Raw genomic sequence first — 18,248 nt, 5'->3', positions numbered from 1 at the left:
TTTTTCTCATGCTCCCGTAGCCAGGACGGCGCACCAGGCTTCGCCCCGCACTCCGTGCGGTTCCAGGCGCAGCATGCGGCCGCCCGCTTGCGGAGTAATGGTAATGTCCAGGTCGGCCTTTGGCAAAATGCCCGCGCCCCTTTCGGCCCACTCGATCAGGCACAGGGCGTCGCCTTCGAAGTAATCGCGGATGCCCAGATATTCCAGTTCCTCGGGGTCGGCCAGGCGGTACAGATCGAAATGGAAGGCGCGCACCTCGCCCAGCTCATAGGGCTCGACCAGGGTGAAGGTCGGGCTCTTCACCGCCCCGGCATGGCCCAGGCCGCGCAGAATGCCGCGCGAGAGCGTGGTCTTGCCGGCGCCGAGGTCGCCGTGCAGGTAGATCACCCCGCGCCCGCCGGTAGCCTGGGCGATCCTCGCGCCCAGTGCGTACATGGCCTCCTCGCCGTCGGCGAACAGCTTCAGTTCAGGCATGGGGCGAACTCCTCGAGCAACTGACGAACGGCAGGGATCAGGTCGCTGGCCGCGAGCCCCCGCCCCTGCGCGCCAAGCAGCTCGCCGGCGCGGGCGTGCAGCCAGACAGCCAGGCAGGCGGCGTCGAAGGGTTCCAGTTTCTGCGCCAGCAACGCGCCAACTATCCCGGACAGCACGTCCCCCAGGCCGGCGGTGGCCATGGCCGGATGACCATGGGAGCACAGCGCCAGGCGGCCGTCCGGCGCAGCGACCAGGCTGCCGACGCCCTTGAGCACGGCCACCGCCTGGTAGCGGCTGGCCAGCTCGCGCACGGCGGCGGCTCGATCGGCCTGCACCTCGGCGGTGGAGCGGCCCAGCAGGCGCGCCGCCTCGGCGGGGTGCGGGGTGATCACCAGGCTGCCCGCCGTGCGCTGCACCTGGCCCTCGGCCAGCAGGTTGAGCGCATCGGCGTCCCACACCTGGGGCAGCTCCAGGCTCGCCGCGGCGCTGGCCAGGCAACGGCCCCAGGCGTTGCGGCCGATGCCGGGGCCGACCACCAGCACGCTGGCGCGCTCGGCGGCGCGCAGCACCTCGGCGGACGAGGACACGCCGCGGGTCATCAGTTCCGGGCAGCGCGCCAGCGCCGCCGGCACGTGGGCGGCGCGGGTGGCGACGGAGACCAGCCCGGCGCCGCTGCGCAGGGCCGCTTCGCCAGCGAGCAGGGTGGCGCCGCCCATGCCGTGGTCGCCGCCGATCAGCAGCAGGTGGCCGAACAGTCCCTTGTGCGCCGCCTTCGGCCGCGGCGCCAGCTGCGCCAGGCTGCTGGGCGCCAGGCGCGTGGCCTGGGCCTCCTCGGGCAACTGCGCGGGGTCGGCGTCGAGGTTGTCGAAGGCCAACTCGCCGCACTGGTCCGGGCCTTCGCCGGTGAACAGGCCGAACTTGAGGCCGATGAAGGTCACCGTCAGGTCGGCGCGCACCGCGCAGCCCAGCACCTGGCCGGTGTCGGCGCTGAGACCGGAGGGGATGTCGATGGCCAGGACCGGCAGTCCGCTGGCGTTGATCCGCGCGATGGCCGTCGCGTACGGGTCACGCACCGCGCCACCGAGACCAGTGCCGAGCAGTGCATCCACCAGCACGCCGTGCAATTCGGCGTGTTCGTGCCAGGGCAGGATGGTCACGCCGGCAGCCAGGGCCTCGGCGTGGGCGGATGCGGCGTCGCCGGCCAGCCGCGCGGTGTCGCCCACCGCCAGCACGCGCACGTTCCAGCCGGCGCGCTGGGCCAGGGCGGCGACCAGGTAGCCATCACCGGCGTTGTTGCCGTGCCCGGCCAGCACCGTCAGGCGCCCGGCGTCCGGCCAGCGCCGGCGCAGGGCACGCCAGGCCGCGTGGGCGGCGCGCTGCATGAGTTCGAAGCCGGGAGTGCCGGCGGCGATCAGGCGCGCGTCGAGGTCGCGCACCTGCCGGGCGCTGTACAGCGCGGTCGGCAGACTGTCGTGAAGGTGCGAATTCATCGGGTTTCCACGGGGAATCGGGCGCCGGTCGGCGCGGTCTGGCAGAATTATACCTACCCCGGTCCCGCTTTCCCGCCCCCGCATGCACGATTCCACATCCGATTACAGCGCCATCGCCGAACGCATCAAGGCCTGGGGCCGCGAGCTGGGCTTCCAGCAGGTCGGCATCGGCGGCCTGGACCTGGCCAGCCACGGCGAGCACCTGCAACGCTGGCTGGCCGCCGGCTACCACGGCGAGATGGACTACATGGGCGCCCACGGCAGCAAGCGCTGGCGCCCGGACGAACTGGTGCCCGGCACCCTGCGGGTGGTCTCGCTACGCATGGACTACCTGCCCGGCGACACGCGCATGGCCCAGCGCCTGGCCGAGCCGGAGAAGGCCTACGTATCGCGCTACGCCCTGGGCCGCGACTACCACAAGCTGGTGCGCAAGCGCCTGCAGCAGCTGGCCGAACGCATCCAGCAGGAGGTCGGCCCGTTCGGCTACCGCGCCTTCGTCGACAGCGCGCCGGTGCTGGAGAAGGCCATCGGCGAACAGGCCGGGCTTGGCTGGATCGGCAAGAACACCCTGCTGCTCAACCGCAAGGCCGGCAGCTACTTCTTCCTCGGCGAACTCTTCACCGACCTGCCGCTGCCCCTGGACAAACCCCACGACAGCGAACACTGCGGGCGCTGCAGCGCCTGCCTGGACATCTGCCCGACCAACGCCTTCGTCGGCCCCTACGTGCTGGACGCGCGGCGTTGCATCTCCTACCTGACCATCGAACTGAAGGGCCCGATCCCCGAGGAACTGCGCGCGCCCATGGGCAACCGGGTATTCGGCTGCGACGACTGCCAGATCGTCTGCCCGTGGAACCGCTTCGCCCGGCCCAGCGAGCAGGGCGACTTCCAGCCGCGCCACGGGCTGGACAATGCCGAGTTGGCCGAGCTGTTCCTCTGGAGCGAGGAAGAGTTCCTCAGCCGCACTGAAGGCTCGCCGCTACGCCGCGCGGGCTATGAGCGGTGGCTGCGCAACCTGGCGGTGGGGCTGGGGAATGCGCCTTCGAGCATTCCGGTGATAGAGGCGTTGAAGGCGCGGCGGGAGTTTCCGTCGGAGTTGGTGCGCGAGCACGTCGAGTGGGCGCTGCGGCGGCATGGGGTGGGACGGTAGGGGTTCTGCTGGCTGGGTTCGGAGCGCGTCTTGAAGAGCCCCTCTCCCCAGCCCTCTCCCTGAAGGGAGAGGGCGCTTGTCCGTGCCGAAAGAAGGAATGGTTTCAGCTGGAAACCATCGGAGCTGCCGGCTGACTCCAGAGTATCCAAGCACTCCGAACGGTCCCCTCTCCCTTCAGGGCGGGGCGCGCAGCCGAGGGTTAGGGAGAGGGAGCGGAGCCAAACCGACACACCTCAGCCACCTGGAAACCCCGTTCGCGAGCAAGCTCGCTCCTACGAAAAACCAGCGACTCAGACCTTGATGAAGGTCTCGCGGTAATAGAGCAGCTCGGCGATGGATTCGCGGATGTCGTCCAGCGCCAGGTGGGTATTGCCCTTCTTGAAGCCATCCCGCACCTGCGGAGCCCAGCGCGCCGCCAGTTCCTTCAGGGTGGAGACGTCGAGGTTGCGGTAGTGGAACCAGGCTTCCAGCTTCGGCATGTACCTATAGAGGAAGCGGCGGTCCTGGCAGATGCTGTTGCCGCAGATCGGCGAGGCGCGCTTGGGCACCCATTTTTCCAGGAAGGCCAGGGTCATGGCCTCGGCCTGGGCGGCGTCGATGTCGCTTTCGCGCACGCGCTGGGTCAGCCCCGACTGGCCGTGCTGGCGGGTGTTCCACTCGTCCATGCCGGCGAGGGTCTCCTCGCTCTGGTGCACGGCGATCACCGGGCCTTCCGCGAGAATGTTCAGCTCGCTGTCGGTGACAATGGTGGCCATTTCGATGATCACGTCCCGGTCCGGGTCCAGGCCGGTCATCTCCAGGTCGATCCAGATCAGGTTCTGTGGGTTCTGCATGGTGCGCTCCTAGGCTCAAGCCCTCTAGTTTAGCGGGAAGAGCGAATGCGCATGCTAAACTCGCCGGCGATTTTTCCCGTGGATTGCATATGGCCAAGCGTCATCTCACCCGCCGGCAGAGCTGGCGCATCGAAAAGATCCAGGAAGAGCGCGCCGCGCGCGCCGCCAAGCGCGAGTCGCGGGCCCTGGAAGAGCTGGAAGGCGGCGACCTGGGGCCGGAGCAGAACGGCCTGGTGATCGCCCACTTCGGCGTCCAGGTGGAAGTCGAGGCGCTGGAGGGCGAGCACGCCGGCGACGTGCTGCGCTGCCACCTGCGCGCCAACCTGCCGCCGCTGGTGACCGGCGACCGCGTAGTCTGGCGCCCGGGCAACCAGGGCATCGGCGTGATAGTCGCGCAGCTGCCGCGCACCTCCGAGCTGTGCCGCCCGGACATGCGCGGCCTGCTCAAGCCGGTGGCGGCCAACGTCGACCGCATCGTCATCGTCTTCGCCCCGCGCCCGGAACCCCACGCCAACCTGATCGACCGCTACCTGATCGCCGCCGAGCACGCCGGCATCCAGCCGCTGCTGCTGCTGAACAAGGCCGACCTGATCGACGAGCAGAACGCCGAGCAGATCGACGCGCTGCTGGGCACCTACCGCGACCTGGGCTACCCGCTGCTGGAGGTCTCGGCCTTCAACGGCCTGGCCATGGACGCCCTGCGCGCGGCGCTGAACGATCACGTCAGCGTGTTCGTCGGCCAGTCCGGGGTGGGCAAGTCGTCGCTGGTCAACGCCCTGCTACCGGGGGTGGACACCCGCGTCGGCGACCTCTCGGAAATCACCGGCAAGGGCACCCACACCACCACCACGGCGCGGTTGTTCCACTTCCCCGCCGGCGGCGACCTGATCGACTCCCCCGGCATCCGCGAATTCGGCCTGGGCCACGTCACCCGCGACGACGTCGAGGCCGGCTTCATCGAGTTCCGCGATCTGCTCGGGCACTGCCGCTTCCGCGACTGCAAGCACGACCGCGAACCGGGCTGCGCGCTGCTCAAGGCACTGGAAGAAGGCCGCATCAGCCCGCAGCGCATGGCCAGTTATCGGCACATTCTCGCCAGCCTGCCGGAAACGGATTACTGATCAGCGCCCGCGCTCCGACAACTTTGTCGGAGCGCCAGGCCCGCCTTCACTGCTTCTTCAGCTCGTCCAGCTTCAGCTTGCCGTCATCGAACAGGTTGAGCTTCTCGCGCACCTGTTCGGCGGGCAGCGGCTGGGACGCGGGCGCGGCGCCCTGGGGCGGCGTCGGCGCGGCACCAGCGGGCGTCGTAGCCCCGGCCGGCTGGCTGGCCGCCGGCTCCTCGGCGGTGCCGTCCTGGCCCTCGATGGCGCGTTGCGCGCGCTTGGTCAGGACGATGATGTCGATGCGCCGGTTCACCGGGTTCAGCGGGTTCTTGCGGTCGAACAGCTGCGACGAGGCATAGCCCACCACCCGGGCGATCTGCCCTTCCGGGTAGCCGCCGGCCACTAGGGCGCGGCGCGCGGCGTTGGCGCGGTTGGCCGACAGCTCCCAGTTGCCGAACTCGTCGCCAGAGTAGGGCTTGGCGTCGGTGTGGCCGCTGATGCTGATCTTGTTCGGCACCTGCTTGATGGTCTCGGCCATGGCCAGCAGGATGTCCTCGAAGTACGGCTGCAGGCGCGCGCTGCCCAGGTCGAACATCGGCCGGTTCTCGGCGTCGACGATCTGGATGCGCAGGCCGTCGCGGGTGATCTCGAACAGGATCTGGTCCTTGAAGCGGCGCAGCGTGGGGTTCTCGTCAACCTTGTTCTGCAGCTCCTGGAGCAGCAGCTCCAGGCGCTCGTGTTCGATCTGCTCGGCCTGGCGCTCGGCTTCGGCGGGGTTGACCTCTTTCTCCGACTCCGGGCTGATGCGCGTCTCGTCCGCCTCCGGCTGGGCCTGGATCTGCGGGTTGAGGGTCTTGTCCGGGGCCGGCGTCGGCGTGCCGCCGAGGTCGATCACGTAGGGGCTGGCGCTCTCGGTGAAGCCGATGGGATCCTGGAAGTAGCCGGAAATCGCCTTCTTCTGCTCGGGGGTGGCCGAGGACAGCAGCCACAACACCAGGAAGAACGCCATCATCGCCGTGGCGAAGTCGGCGAAGGCGATCTTCCAGGAGCCGCCGTGGTGGCCGGCGGCGTAGCGCTTGACGCGCTTGACGATGATCGGCTGGTTGTTATCCATCGCTTAGCGCCCGCGTACCGCCTGCTCGAGCTCGGAGAAGCTCGGACGGTGCGCCGGCAGCAGCACCTTGCGGCCGAACTCCACCGCCAGAGACGGCGGCATGCCCGAGGCCGAGGCCACCAGGCAGGCCTTGATCGCCTCGTAGAGGTTCAGCTCTTCCTTGGCGTCGTGCTCCAGGGCGTTGGACAGCGGGCCGACGAAGCCGTAGGCGGCGAGGATACCGAGGAAGGTGCCGACCAGCGCCGCGGCAACGTGGTGGCCGATCTCCGCCTGGCTGCCCTGGCCGAGCAGGGCCATGGTGATCACGATGCCGAGCACCGCGGCGACGATACCGAAGCCGGGCAGCGCGTCGGCGACGCGGGTCACGGCGTGGGACGGGTGCTCGAAGTCTTCCTTGAGGCTGCCCAGTTCCATGTCGAACAGGCCTTCCAGCTCGTGGGGCGCCATGTTGCCGGAGGACATGATGCGCAGGTAGTCGCAGATGTAGGCGGTCATGCGCTCGTCCTTCAGCACCGCCGGGTACTTGCTGAAGATGGGGCTGGAAGCGGGTTCCTCGAGGTCGGCCTCGATGGCCATCATGCCTTCGCGGCGGCTCTTGTTGAGGATTTCGTAGAGCATCCCCAGCACTTCCAGGTAGAAGACGTGGGTGAAGCGGTTGCTGAACATCTTCGGCGCCTTCTTCAGCACCGTCATGAAGGTGCTGCCGGGGTTCGCCTGGAGGAAGGCGCCCAGCGCGGCGCCACCGATGATCAGCACTTCGAAGGGCTGCACGATGGCCATGATCTTGCCGCCGGAGAGCAGGTAGCCGCCGAGGACGCTGCCCAGCAGGACAATGATGCCGATGATTTTTGCCATTGAAGAGTCGACTGGAACGGTGGACGGGACGGGAGCGCCAATATGCGCCACCCTCTTGTTATCGGAGAAACCGCGCAAGACTATAGGCTGCAAATTGTAAAAACCAGTTCGGCGGCCCCAGCATGCCCATCCAGACACCCGACCCGCAGCGCCTCGCCTCCTGGCTCCAGTTGCTGGAGGAGTTGCCGCTGCCGGTACCCGCCGAACAGCACGAGCGTGTGCGCCGCGCCCTGGCGGACAACCGCCGGTCCCTGCGCGACATCGTCGACCTGCTGCAGGACAGCCCGACCCTGGCCCTGGCCATCCTGCGCGAGGCCAACCGTGCGCGCATGGCCCAGGACAACCCGGCGGAAAGCCTGGAAGTGGCGCTCAGCCGCCTCGGCCTGGTGCGCGCCGCGGCCCTGCTGGAGGGCCTGCCCAGCGTGCCCGCCGCGCAGATGCCGCCGGCCCTGGGGCAGATGCTGCTGATCAGCCGCCACGCCATGCAGCAGGCCAGCGGCCTGTTCGCCAGCCGCCTGGCGCGCCTGTGGCAGGAAATCCACTGGGGCAGCCTGTTCATCCTGGCGCCGGTCTGGGCCCTGGCCACGGCGCGCCCGGACCTGCTCGAAGAATGGCAGCAGCAGGTGCTCGGCGAAGGCCGCGCCAGCGCCGAGGTGGAGCAGGAATTGCTGGGCATGCGCCTGCTGCCGCTGTGCGCGGCCCTGGCCGAGCGCTGGCGCCTGCCGGAATGGATCGGCCAGGGCCTGCGCCTGCTCGGCGAGGACCACGAGCTGCTGGTCCGCGCCCTGCACCTGGCCCACGCCGAAAGCGAGCCGCTGGCCCAGCAGCAGCGCCTGGACGCCGACCCCGAACTGGCGCGTTGGCTGACGCGCCCGGCCAACACCATCCTCCTGGCCAACAGCCTGGCGATGGCCGCGCACCAGTCCTGGGGCGGGCCGCACATGCTGCGCTGGCAGCGGCTCACCGCGCTCTACCTGCAGGAGCCGCTGGAGGCGCTGCAGCAGCAGGTTCACGCCCTGGCAGTGGAGAGCGCCCGCAAGGACGCCGACGCCCGCTATTGGCACCCGGCCCAGGCGCTGCTCTGGCCCTGGGACAGCCAACGCTGGCTGCCGCGCCACGCGCCCACGTCCGGGCCCACGGCGACGAACGCTCCCGCCCCCGCCGCCGGCAACCCCGAACAATGGCGCCGGCTGTGCGCCGAGCTGCTGCGCACGCCCAGTCCGTTCGGCAACCTGGTGCCGCTGCTGGAATGCGCCAGCGAAGCCCTGCACGCCTGCGGCCTGGGCCGCGCCGTGTTGTTGCTCGCCGACCGCCAGCAAAACCTGCTGCAGGCCCGCCGCAGCTTCGGCCTGGCCCCCGCGGAGCAGAGCCTGCAACTGCCGGTGGCCAGCAGCCAACTGCTGCGCCGCCTGCTGGAACGTCCGGCGCGCCTGCACCTCACCCCGGCCAACATGGCCGAGTATTCCGCGCTGCTGCCCGGCCGCCTGAAGGCGGCGCTGCCCGGCGACCACCTGCTGCTGCGTTCCCTGGCCCGGGGCCAGCGCGTGGTGATGCTGGTGGTCGCCGACCGCAACGGCCACCCCATCGGCGAGTTCCAGGGCCAGGCCTTCGACAAGACTTGCCAGTGCATCGAGCGCGCCCTGCAGCAATTCGGCGCACCTGCGGCCCAGTGACACGCCCTGAAGCGATTGCCCGCCAGCGCCCCGCGCTTTTTCGTTAAACTGCGGGGCTTCGCGGGTAGCCCAGGGCGCCAGCTCACGCCATCCCGTCCCCCGCACCCGCCCTCAGGGAGATGCCGACATGTCCGCCTTTTCCGACCTGCCCCTGGTGATAGAACCGGCCAAGCTGGCCACCCGCCTAGACGCTCCCGAGCTGATCCTGGTCGACCTGACCAGCCCGGCGCGCTACGCCGAGGGCCACCTGCCCGGCGCCCGCTTCGTCGCCCCCGCGCGCACCCAGTGGGGCCAGCCGCCGGCGCCCGGCCTGCTGCCGGCCAAGGCCGACCTGGAAGCGCTGTTCGGCGAACTGGGGCACAACCCGGACGCCGTGTACGTGGTGTACGACGACGAAGGCGGCGGCTGGGCCGGGCGCTTCATCTGGCTGCTGGACGTCATCGGCCACCAGCGCTACCACTACCTGGACGGCGGCCTGCACGCCTGGCTGGCCGAAGGCCGCGAGCTGAGCCAGGCGGTTCCGGCGCCGGCCGGCGGCCCGCTGCCGCTGACGCTGCACGACGAACCCACCGCCACCCGCGAATACCTGCAGAGCCGCCTGGGCGCCGCCGACCTGGCCGTCTGGGATGCGCGCAACCCCAGCGAATACAGCGGCCAGAAGGTGCTGGCGGCCAAGGCCGGACACATCCCCGGCGCGGTCAACTTCGAGTGGACCGCCGGCATGGACGCAGCCCGCGCCCTGCGCATCCGCACCGACATGGCGCAGATCCTCCAGAACCTGGGCATCACCCCGGACAAGGAAGTGATCACCCACTGCCAGACCCACCACCGTTCCGGCTTCACCTACCTGGTGGCCAAGGCCCTCGGCTACCCGCGGGTCAAGGGCTACGCCGGCTCCTGGTCGGAATGGGGCAACCACCCCGACACCCCCGTAGAGGTTTAAGGAATGTCGTTCAAAGATCGTCTGTTCATCCTCGGCCAGTACCTGCTGCCACATCACCTGCTGTCGCGCCTGATCGGCTGCGCGGCCGAATGCCGCGCCGCCTGGTTCAAGAACCGCCTGATCGGCTGGTTCGCCCGCCGCTACCAGGTCGACATGCGCGAGGCGCTGGTGGAAGACCTGCAGGCCTACGAGCACTTCAACGCATTCTTCACCCGCGCCCTGAAGGACGGCGCACGGCCGCTGGACGAGACGCCCGGCGGCGTGCTCTGCCCGGCCGACGGCGCCATCAGCCAGCTCGGCCCGATCGAGCACGGGCGCATCTTCCAGGCCAAGGGCCACAGCTTCAGCCTGACCGCGCTGCTGGGCGGCGACGCCGAGCGCGCCGCGCCCTTCATGGGCGGCAGCTTCGCCACCGTCTACCTCTCGCCGAAGGACTACCACCGCGTGCACATGCCGCTGGCCGGCACCCTGCGCGAGATGGTCTACGTGCCCGGCCGGCTGTTCTCGGTGAACCAGCTCACCGCCGAGCAGGTGCCGGAACTCTTCGCCCGCAACGAGCGGGTGGTCTGCCTGTTCGACACCGAACGCGGGCCCATGGCCGTGGTGCTGGTGGGCGCGATGATCGTCGCCTCGGTGGAAACCGTGTGGGCCGGCCTGGTCACGCCGCCGAAGCGCGAATTGAAGGCCTTCGCCTACGACGAGGCGGCCCGCCAGCCCATCCACCTGGAAAAAGGCGCGGAACTGGGGCGCTTCAAACTGGGCTCCACCGCCATCGTGCTGTTCGGCCCCGAGCAGGTCGCCTGGGCCGAGCAACTGGCCGCCGGCAGCCCGGTGCGCATGGGCCAGTTGCTGGGCAACGCCCACCAGGCGTGAGCCTGCACAGGCCGGCCAGCCTGTATCCGGCCTGTTACCTGAAAGCCAACGGCAGGCCTGCTTCCCAACCTGGGTACGGGCTGCCTTCTCAGGTGGATACTGCTAGAGTTTGAAAAAAACCGGCGCCCAGACCGGCACAACGGTCCAGCGAACGGCCCAGATCGTGGAGCACCTCATCCGACCATGGACAATACGAGTCCCCAGCAATTGCTGCGCGTCCCCACCCCGACGCAGGAAAGCCTGAGCTTCTGCAACGTCACTGCGCGCGATATCAAATACTGGCTGGACCACTTGCCCAAGGCCAACCTCGGCGAGACCGCCCGCCAGCTCTACCAGGGCCTGATCGAGCTGAACCAGCTGAAGCTCCCGGTGGAAGCCCGCCTGCAGCTGCTGGAACTGTTCCGCCCGGAAGTCCAGTCGGTCTGCCATAACCTCGAACGCCACTTCCTCAACCAGTCCATCGTCCTCGACGAGCGCCCGCGCAAGGTCGCCAACCTCTGCCAGGCCCTGCAGAACCACCTGGCCGTCGGCTACAAGCTGGTGGTGGTGCGCGAGGCGCCGCGCTTCACCCGCGAACGCGCGCAGATCCTCACCCTCGCCCTGCAGCGGGCGATCCGCAGCCTCTGCGGCCCGCTGATCCGCGCCCAGCAGCTCTACTGCCCGGTGCCGGAAAGCCTGTGGCTGGAGCTGCACCAGCTCTACCAACTGGCGCGCAGCAAGGGCGTGCAGGCCCTGGCGGTCCGCGACGACCTGGCCAAGCACGGCAACACCCTGACCATCGAACAGGCCTACCTGGTGGCCCTGCTGCTGGGCTGCGCCCGCTGCAACCAGATGCGCCAGGCCGGCATCGCCCAACTGGCCGAAGCCCTGGAGGTCTGGGGCGCGCTGGTGCGCCTGCAGGAGGCCGACCTGCCGTCCAGCCTGTTCGTGGTCGCCCCGCAGGTGGACGGCCCGCCGCGCTACCGCTCGCTGTACAAGGCCGGCGACCTGCACAACGGCCTGGGCATGGACCCGCAGCGCCTGGTGGCGGCGATCAAGGAATACATGGACGCCCCCGCCGAGCAACGCGCCAAGCTGCCGCTCAAGGGCGCCGAGCGCATCAGCATCGACCTGCTGCAACACCTGGCCAGCGCCTGGGGCGACATCGCCGAGCGCAGCTTCCAGCGCACCTCCGGCCAGGGCCAGTTGACCCTCTGCATCGGCATGAGCGCGCTGCACTACTACCTGTCCGGCCGGCGCCCCTTCGCCGACCTGCTCAAGCTGCCCGAACCGGTGCAGGCGACCTTCCAGGCGGAAGTGAACGACGCCTGGGCCAATGCCTTCGATGCGCAGAAGGTCACCGACTGGCAACCGGGCATGCCGCTGGAAGAAATCGAATACCAGCCGCTGCGGACGGCGGAGCAAGGCTCGGCCGACGCCGCCGAGTCGGCGACCAGCGACGAGTACCCGGTCTTCGCCCTGCCCATCGTCAACCACAGCCCCGGCGGCTACTGCCTGACCTGGCCGAAGGAAATCCCCAGCCAGTTGCAGGCCGGCGAACTGCTCGGCATCCAGGACGTTCCCGGCCAGGGCTGGAGCATCGCGGTGGTGCGCTGGATCCGCCAGGTCCGCGGCGGCGGCACGCAGATGGGCATCGAGCTGATCGCCCCCATCGCCCAGCCCTGCGGCCTGCAGCTGCTGCGCAAGTCGGAGCAGAGCAGCCACTACCTGCGCGCCCTGCTGCTGCCGGAGATCGCCGCCATCTCGCGGCCGGCGACGCTGATCTCGCCGCGGCTGCCGTTCCAGGAAGGCAGCCGCGTGCAGATCAACCTGCACGGCGAGGAACGCCGCGCCACCCTGACGCGCAAGCTCACCGCCACCGGCAGTTTCAGCCAGTTCGAATACAGTACCCAGGAGCGTCCGAAGGGCGCCGACGATAAGCCCGTCACAGGAGCGAACGGCCACACGGGACACGGGGAGGAAGACTTTGACTCACTCTGGAAGTCGCTGTAGATTCGGCCGCACTCCATTCGTCGCCTCCTGGCTGCCGTCCGGCGCGCCATAAGCAGCTCTTCATGGCCAATGAAAAGAAAACCGTCCGCCTGCTGATCCTGGAAGACTCGCAGAACGAGGCCGAACGTCTGGTCAGCCTGTTCCGCAACGCCGGGCGTGCGACCCGCGTCCACCGCGTGACCTCCAGCGAAGACCTCGGCGAGGCCCTGCAACAGACCTGGGACCTGCTGATCGCCGCCCCGCACAGCAGCGCGCTGGCGCCGGAGGAGGCCCTGGCCAGCCTGCGCCGCCAGGCCAAGGACATCCCCTTCATCCAACTGGTCGAAGGCAACGACTCCGACAGCATCACCGAGGCCCTGGCCCTGGGCGCCCAGGACGCCCTGCCCCAGGGCGAGGACGAGCGCCTGGTGCTGGTGGCCAACCGCGAACTCGCCGCCCTGGAGGAACGCCGCGCCCGGCGCACCGCCGAGGTCGCCCTGCGCGAGGCGGAAAAGCGCTGCCAGCTGCTGCTGGACAGCTCGGTGGACGCCATCACCTACGTCCACGACGGCATGCACATCTACGCCAACCGCGCCTACGTCGCGATGTTCGGCTACGAGGACGCCGAGGAACTGGAAGGCCTGCCGATGATCGACCTGATCGCCGCCGCCGACCAGGCCACCTTCAAGGATTTCCTCAAGGGCTACCAGCACGGCGAGGGCGACAACGAACTGCTGTGCGACGGCGTGCGCGTCGATGGCCAGACCTTCCGCGCGCGCATGGGCTTCTCGCCGGCCACCTACGACGGCGAGCCGTGCATCCAGGTGGTGATCCGCGCCGAGCAGGACAACAGCGAACTGCAGGAGAAGCTGCGCGAGGTCAGCAGCCAGGACCTGGTCACCGGCCTGTTCAACCGCGCCTACTTCCTCGACCTGATGGATGCCGCCGTGGAGCGCGCCGTCACCGCCGGCCAGCCGGCCACTCTCGCCTACCTGCTGCTCGACCGCGCGCAGCACCTGCAGCTGAGCCTGGGCATCGCCAGCATCGACCTGCTGCTGGCCGACCTCGCCCATCTGCTGCGCGAGCACTTCCCCGAAAGCGCGCAACTGGCGCGCTTCAGCGACGACGCCTTCAGCGTGCTGCTCGACGGCCAGACGCCGGAACAGAGCAAGGCCCTGTTCGCCAGCCTGCTGAAGAAGGTCGAGGGCCACCTGTTCGACATCCACGGGCGCACCGCCCAGGTCACCCTGTCGATCGGCTGCGCCGGGCTCGACGAAAAGACCAGCCGCGCCCAGGACGTCATCGACCGCGCCCATCGCTGCGCCGACGAAATCGCCCAGGCCGAGGGCAACGGCATCAAGCTCTACGACCCGGCCGACGAACTGGCCGCCGCCGCCAGCCGCGGCGACCTGCTGGCGATCATCCAGCAGGCGCTGGAGAAGAATGCCTTCCGCCTGCTGTTCCAGCCGATCATCAGCCTGCGCGGCGACAGCCACGAGCTGTACGAAGTGCTGCTGCGCCTGCTCAACCCGCAGGGCGAGGAAGTGCCCGCCGCCGACTTCTTCGGCGCGGCCAAGGCCGGCGGCCTGGCCGAGCGCATCGACCGCTGGGTGCTGCTCAACTCCATCAAGCTGCTCGCCGAGCACCGCGCCAAGGGCCACAACACCAAGCTCTTCGTGCACCTGTCCGGCCCCAGCCTGCAGGACGCCGGGCTGCTGCCCTGGCTGGCGGTGGCGCTGAAGGCCGCGCGCTTGCCGGCCGACTCGCTGATCCTGCAGGTCAGCGAAACCGACGCCGTGGCCCACCTCAAGCAGGCCAAGGCGCTGAGCCAGGGCCTCGCCGAGCTGCACTGCCAGGTCGCCCTCGGCCAGTTCGGCTGCGCGCTGAACCCGTTCAACACGCTCAAGCACATGAACGTCGACTTCGTGAAGATCGACGGCTCCTACGTGCAGGACCTCAGCCGCCCGGAGAACCAGGAGAACCTGAGCACCCTGATGGCCAGCCTGCACGCCCAGGCCAAGCTGACCATAGTGCCCATGGTGGAAAGCGCCACGGCCCTGGCCACCCTCTGGCAGGCCGGCGCCAACTACATCCAGGGCCGCTACCTGCAGGGTCCGAGCCAGGCGATGGATTACGACTTCTCTTCGGAGGAGTGATCCGCTCAAACACGGCACCCCGTAGGATGGGTTGAGCGAAGCGATACCCATCACCACGGCCGCATGGGTTTCGTAAACTCAACCCATCCTACGAAAGACACGTCGGCGCACGAATTCACTTGTAGGAGCGGGCCCTGCCCGCGAATCGCGCGCAGGGCGCGCTCCTACAGGTCGACACCAAGCTCCGTGGCGGGTGATCGGTAGGGCGCATAACCGTTCGCGGTTATCCGCCGATACTCCCGCGCCTTCCGACAAACGTAGGATGGGTTGAGCGAAGCGATACCCATCACCACGACCGCATGGGTTTCGTAAACTCAACCCATCCTACGAAAGGCACCTCGGCGCACAGATTCATTTGTAGGAGCGGGCCCTGCCCGCGAATCGCGCGCAGGGCGCGCTCCTACAGGTCGACACCGAGCTCCGTGGCGGGGCTCGGTGGGCGCATAACCGTCCGCGGTTATCCGCCGATACACCAAGGCCATGGCCAACATCCAGGTCAATCCGGAGCCGCCGGAAGCGGCGGACACCGCCATGGGCACGGCATTTCCCGTAGGAGCGGATTCATCCGCGATCCGGCCGACAGGCCGGTATTCCCACACCGCCTCAGCGCCCGTCCACGCCCTCGCGGTCGCGGAAGCCCAGCAGGTAGAGGATGCCGTCCAGGCCCAGGGTGGAGATGGCCTGCTTGGCCGACTGCTTGACCAGCGGCTTGGCGCGGAAGGCCACGCCCAGGCCGGCCAGGCCGAGCATCGGCAGGTCGTTGGCGCCGTCGCCCACGGCGATGGTCTGCTCCAGCTGCAGGCCTTCCTTCGCCGCCAGTTCGCGCAGCAGGTCGGCCTTGCGCTGGGCGTCGACGATCGGCTCGATGGCCACGCCGGTGACCTTGCCGTCGACGATCTCCAGCTCGTTGGCGAAGACGTAGTCGATGCCCAGCTTCGCCTGCAGCTGGCGGGCGAAATAGGTGAAGCCGCCGGAGAGGATCGCGGTCTTGTAGCCCAGGCGCTTGAGCTCGGCGAACAGCGTCTCGGCGCCCTCGGTCAGGCGCAGCGAGGCGCCGATTTCCTCGAGCACGTCCTCGGACAGGCCCTTAAGCAGCGCCAGGCGCTCCTTGAAGCTGGCGCGGAAGTCCAGCTCGCCGCGCATCGCCCGCTCGGTGATTTCCGACACCTGCTCGCCGACGCCGGCGGCCTTGGCCAGCTCGTCGATGACCTCGGCCTCGATCAGCGTCGAGTCCATGTCGAACACCGCCAGGCGGCGGTTGCGGCGGTACAGCGAGTCGCGCTGGAAGGCGATGTCGACGTTCAGCTCCTGAGCCACGCTGAGGAACTCGGCGCGCAACGCCACCGGGTCGGCCGGCTCGCCGCGCACGGAGAACTCGATGCAGCCCTTGCCGCGCTCGGCCGGCATGTCCAGCGGCATGCGCCCGGACAGGCGGTCGATGTGGTCGATGTTCAGCCCGTACTTGGCGGTGATCGAGCTGACCCGCTGCAACTGCTCGGCGGTCACCCGGCGCGTCAGCAGGGTGACGATCTGGCGCGGCTTGCCCTGGCCGCCGACCCATTGCTGGTAGTCGGCCTCGGAGACGGGGGTGAAGCGCACCTGCTGGTCGAGCTCGTAGGCGGTGAAGAGCACGTCCTTGAGGACCGCGGAGGCCCGCTCGGTATCGGGAATCTCCACCAGGATGCCGAAGGACAGGGTGTCGTGGATCACCGCCTGGCCGATGTCGAGGATGTTCACCCCGCCCTGGGCCAGCACGCCGGTGATGGCGGCGGTGAGGCCGGGGCGGTCTTCCCCGGTGATGTTGATCAGGACGATTTCGCGCAAGGCGCAGTCTCCGCCATGGAAAAAGCGCACATTCTAGCGCCTTTCTCGGCCGCCGCCTCGCCCGCCGGCGGCACAACCGCCGATCGGATCGTCCGTGCCGGCCGGATCACGGACGGACCGGCGCTTTGCCCGTTTCCGGGGCGCCGTTATACTGCCGGGACTGTCCTTCATAGAAGACCGAGCCCGCTGTGACCCGGCCCACGTCCGTCAAGCCCGACAATTTCTTCCTGTTGCTGTACCACGCCCTGCGCCAGCGCCGGGTGCCCATCGCCCTGCGCATCGCTATCCACAGCCTGTTGCTGGTGGCGGCGGCGCTGCTGATCTACGCCTGGGTGATGGGCATGCAGTTCAAGCAGGCCATGCACCAGCAGGCCGACGCCGTGGGCCAGAGCCTGACCACCCAGACCGCGGCCTCGGCCACCGAGCTGCTGGTGTCCAACGACATCCTCAGCCTCAACGTGCTGCTGGGCAACCTGACCAAGAACCCGCTGGTCGCCCACGCCGCCATCTACAGCGCCGACGGCCGCACCCTGGCCGAGGCCGGCTCGCGGCCCAAGCAGGGCCTGCTGGGCGATAGCGAGGGCGTCTACTCGACGCAGATCACCTTCCAGGAGGTCATGGCCGGCCAGCTGCGCATCAGCCTGGACATGGAGCAGTTCCAGCAGCCGATGATGGTCAGCCTGCAGAGCATGGGCCTGATCAGCCTGATCCTGCTGCTGCTCACCCTGACCCTCAGCCTGCGCCTGGGCCGCCACATCTCCACGCCGCTGCTGCAGCTGCGCGTGTGGCTGCGCGACCCGGACGACCCCGCCCCCGGCGCCGGCCTGCAGAACGAGATCGGCGACCTGGCCCGCCAGCTCCAGGCACGCCTGGTGCCGGAGAAGCCGCCGGCCCCCGAGCCCGCTCCCGCGCCGCGCAAGCCCGCGCCCAAGGCAGCCGCGCCGACCCTGGCGAAAGCCGCGGAGAAGCCCGCCAAGCCCGTCGCCGACGACATCGCCAGCGAGCCGGAGGACGAACGCGAACCCCGCCTCGACCTGCCGCGCGACGAGCACGAATTCGACGAGAACATCTTCGCCGAGGACGAACTGCACGACGAAACGCCTGTGGCCACTGAGGCGTTCGCCGAGGACTTCTCCGAAGAAGCCGCCGAAATCGCCGAAGTGCCCGAGGAAGAACCAGAGCCGGTGCTGCCCAACCCCTGCGCCGTGCTGGCCGTGCAACTGGGCAACCAGGAACAGCTGCGGCGCCTGCCGCGCAGCCGCCTGGTGGACCTGCTGGAGCGCTACCGCGACTGCCTGGAACAGGCCGCACGACTGTACAAGGGCCAGCTGTTCACCCTCAGCGACGGCGGCAGCCTGATTCTCTTCCACGCCCGCGACGACGACGACTACCTCACCCACGCCCTGTGCTGCGGCGAGCTGATGCGCGCCCTCGGCCACGCCCTGCAGATCGAGGTGGTGGACAGCGGCATTACCCTGCAGCTGCAACTGGGCCTGACCCAGGGCGACGAGCTGGCGGAACTGGCCCAGGCCGAGCTGCTGCAGGAAGGCGCCGTGCAGAACGCCCTGAACCTCAGCCAGCACAGCCGCAACCTGCTGCTGATCGAGCGCGCCATCGCCGAGGACGAGCAGGTGCGCCAGCGCGCCCGCGTCCGCGCCATCGCCAACCCGGCCGAGGCCAGTTGCGTGGAATGGCTGAAGGAACCCTACCCGTCGATGCTGGAACGCCAGCTCACCCGCATGCGCGCCCTGCGCACTTCCTGACCGTGCTGCCGCCCGCCCGACGGGCG

At 69.1% G+C, this 18,248-nt stretch carries 14 protein-coding genes; 8 read left to right on the top strand and 6 right to left on the bottom strand.

Features of this window, described 5'->3' with window-relative positions:
- Nucleotides 1-6: 6 nt before the first annotated feature.
- Nucleotides 7-474: a tRNA (adenosine(37)-N6)-threonylcarbamoyltransferase complex ATPase subunit type 1 TsaE gene (gene tsaE, locus M8R19_RS18955; RefSeq protein ID WP_069863176.1), complete on the bottom strand. Its 468-nt coding sequence runs from the start codon at nucleotides 472-474 to the stop codon at nucleotides 7-9.
- On the bottom strand, nucleotides 462-1,964 hold the full coding sequence (locus M8R19_RS18950) for an NAD(P)H-hydrate dehydratase (RefSeq protein WP_249918594.1): 1,503 nt from the start codon (nucleotides 1,962-1,964) through the stop codon (nucleotides 462-464). Before M8R19_RS18950 ends, tsaE begins: the two co-directional genes overlap by 13 nt.
- A gap of 82 nt (nucleotides 1,965-2,046) precedes the next feature.
- On the opposite strand from M8R19_RS18950, the gene queG reads away from it, so the two are divergent.
- The gene (queG, locus tag M8R19_RS18945; RefSeq protein ID WP_249918593.1) at nucleotides 2,047-3,114 is read left to right on the top strand and encodes a tRNA epoxyqueuosine(34) reductase QueG; all 1,068 of its coding nucleotides are present in this window, start codon (nucleotides 2,047-2,049) and stop codon (nucleotides 3,112-3,114) included.
- A gap of 290 nt (nucleotides 3,115-3,404) precedes the next feature.
- Here queG and orn read toward each other — a convergent pair whose 3' ends face one another.
- Nucleotides 3,405-3,947, bottom strand: a complete 543-nt coding sequence (orn, locus tag M8R19_RS18940) for an oligoribonuclease (protein WP_249918592.1) — start codon at nucleotides 3,945-3,947, stop codon at nucleotides 3,405-3,407.
- A gap of 89 nt (nucleotides 3,948-4,036) precedes the next feature.
- On the opposite strand from orn, the gene rsgA reads away from it, so the two are divergent.
- Complete coding sequence (gene rsgA, locus M8R19_RS18935) at nucleotides 4,037-5,068, top strand: small ribosomal subunit biogenesis GTPase RsgA (RefSeq protein ID WP_074983372.1); 1,032 nt, start codon at nucleotides 4,037-4,039, stop codon at nucleotides 5,066-5,068.
- Between the two features lie 46 nt (nucleotides 5,069-5,114).
- Here rsgA and motB read toward each other — a convergent pair whose 3' ends face one another.
- Nucleotides 5,115-6,164, bottom strand: a complete 1,050-nt coding sequence (motB, locus tag M8R19_RS18930; RefSeq protein ID WP_116424219.1) for a flagellar motor protein MotB — start codon at nucleotides 6,162-6,164, stop codon at nucleotides 5,115-5,117.
- Nucleotides 6,165-6,167: 3 nt separating this feature from the next.
- A complete protein-coding gene (gene motA / locus M8R19_RS18925) occupies nucleotides 6,168-7,019 on the bottom strand; it encodes a flagellar motor stator protein MotA (RefSeq protein ID WP_043268576.1) in 852 nt (283 codons plus the stop codon).
- A 122-nt stretch (nucleotides 7,020-7,141) separates the two neighbouring features.
- Here motA and M8R19_RS18920 point away from each other — a divergent pair, with 122 nt between their 5' ends.
- The 5 genes from M8R19_RS18920 to M8R19_RS18900 all read left to right on the top strand — a co-directional run bounded on the left by M8R19_RS18920 (nucleotide 7,142) and on the right by M8R19_RS18900 (nucleotide 14,635).
- Nucleotides 7,142-8,692 (top strand): HDOD domain-containing protein, encoded by a 1,551-nt coding sequence (locus M8R19_RS18920; protein WP_249918591.1) that lies wholly within the window; start codon nucleotides 7,142-7,144, stop codon nucleotides 8,690-8,692.
- A gap of 127 nt (nucleotides 8,693-8,819) precedes the next feature.
- Complete coding sequence (gene rhdA, locus M8R19_RS18915; RefSeq protein WP_249918590.1) at nucleotides 8,820-9,635, top strand: thiosulfate sulfurtransferase; 816 nt, start codon at nucleotides 8,820-8,822, stop codon at nucleotides 9,633-9,635.
- A 3-nt stretch (nucleotides 9,636-9,638) separates the two neighbouring features.
- Complete coding sequence (gene asd / locus M8R19_RS18910) at nucleotides 9,639-10,508, top strand: archaetidylserine decarboxylase (RefSeq protein WP_116424216.1); 870 nt, start codon at nucleotides 9,639-9,641, stop codon at nucleotides 10,506-10,508.
- A gap of 183 nt (nucleotides 10,509-10,691) precedes the next feature.
- Nucleotides 10,692-12,500 carry a cyclic-di-GMP receptor FimW-related protein gene (locus M8R19_RS18905; protein WP_249918589.1) on the top strand — a complete coding sequence of 603 codons (1,809 nt, stop codon included), beginning with the start codon at nucleotides 10,692-10,694 and terminating at the stop codon, nucleotides 12,498-12,500.
- Between the two features lie 62 nt (nucleotides 12,501-12,562).
- A complete protein-coding gene (locus M8R19_RS18900) occupies nucleotides 12,563-14,635 on the top strand; it encodes an EAL domain-containing response regulator (RefSeq protein WP_249918588.1) in 2,073 nt (690 codons plus the stop codon).
- Between the two features lie 603 nt (nucleotides 14,636-15,238).
- On the opposite strand, the gene serB is transcribed toward M8R19_RS18900, so the two are convergent.
- A complete protein-coding gene (gene serB / locus M8R19_RS18895; protein ID WP_009613510.1) occupies nucleotides 15,239-16,459 on the bottom strand; it encodes a phosphoserine phosphatase SerB in 1,221 nt (406 codons plus the stop codon).
- A gap of 188 nt (nucleotides 16,460-16,647) precedes the next feature.
- Here serB and M8R19_RS18890 point away from each other — a divergent pair, with 188 nt between their 5' ends.
- Nucleotides 16,648-18,222, top strand: coding sequence for an AhpA/YtjB family protein (locus M8R19_RS18890; RefSeq protein WP_249918587.1), 1,575 nt, complete (start codon nucleotides 16,648-16,650; stop codon nucleotides 18,220-18,222).
- The last annotated feature ends 26 nt before the right edge of the window (nucleotides 18,223-18,248 follow it).

It is taken from the genome of Pseudomonas sp. R3.Fl, assembly GCF_023516765.1.
In the GTDB taxonomy this organism is placed as follows: Bacteria; Pseudomonadota; Gammaproteobacteria; order Pseudomonadales; family Pseudomonadaceae; genus Pseudomonas; species Pseudomonas citronellolis.
The sequence above is the reverse complement of the archived record's forward strand: the minus strand, read 5'-3'. Positions and strand labels throughout refer to the sequence as shown.